Origin of the sequence: Chromohalobacter sp. HP20-39 (assembly GCF_033052815.1) — a bacterium.
Classification (GTDB): Bacteria; Pseudomonadota; Gammaproteobacteria; order Pseudomonadales; family Halomonadaceae; genus Chromohalobacter.
The window spans coordinates 1-389 of record NZ_JAWHTP010000248.1 but is presented as its reverse complement, the minus strand read 5'-3'; the positions used below and the strand labels follow the sequence as shown (position 1 = coordinate 389).

The 389-nt window shown below is 60.4% G+C and carries 1 protein-coding gene; it reads right to left on the bottom strand.

Translation table 11 applies throughout. The features are described from left to right. Positions 1 to 378: FadR/GntR family transcriptional regulator (locus RVY79_RS17840; RefSeq protein ID WP_317465848.1), on the bottom strand; the 378-nt coding region annotated here is incomplete at its 3' end. Positions 379 to 389: the final 11 nt, after the last annotated feature.

The window sequence follows — 389 nt, the reverse complement described above, 5'->3', positions numbered from 1 at the left end:
CGCTACGACATTACGCACAGCCTCTGCGGCTCCGTCTGGGTCTTGGCATTCGATCGCATCGACGATCGCCTCATGGGCATCCAGGCCAGGCTCAGGCAAGTCTTCATCCTCCAGCACGGCCAGAGTGTTCATTCGAACGGAGTTCGAAAAGTAGCGGTACAACTCAGACAGCGCATTATTGCCGCATACCCGCGCAATGGCACAGTGAAAGGCCGTGTCGGCGTCCACGAACAAGGCGCACGATTCATGATCGCTTTGTTCCCCGCGCGCCTTCAGGAGACGGCGCAACATCGCCAAGTCCGCCTTGGAGCGGTTGATAGCGGCCAGTCGCGCGGCTTCGGTTTCGAGCATGCTGCGTAGCGCAAGGTGCTCGCACAGGCTCGAACGGC